A 283-nucleotide genomic window follows, 5' to 3' on the forward strand; every position below is an offset into this window, starting at 1 on the left:
GGAATCATAAGCAAGCTGCCACCAGTCTGGCTCATACTCCATCTGCTGTAGGTCCCGATACATGGTATTCGCTTCCGCTTCTGACCCGTTTTGCTCCCGCCCTTCCCGTATCCGCTGGTCAAAGGTTGATTCCGACACCCGTGCGATCGCATCGATGAAGGCAGCTTCACCTACCTGCGGCAGCGTACGGAATTGAAAGTCGGACGTTTTACCAGGGCTCTGCTCCAAGGTTGTCCGCTCAAAACGGAAGGTTTCTCGTGCAGCAGTAAACCCGTTATGGTGG

At 54.8% G+C, this 283-nt stretch carries 1 pseudogene; it reads right to left on the reverse strand.

The window, feature by feature from the left end:
• A pseudogene (locus MXD62_RS08435) lies at positions 1-283 on the reverse strand (GNAT family N-acetyltransferase); the annotation flags it as partial.

The sequence above is a fragment of the Frankia sp. Mgl5 genome (assembly GCF_023242985.1).
GTDB lineage: Bacteria > Actinomycetota > Actinomycetes > Frankiales > Frankiaceae > Parafrankia > Parafrankia soli.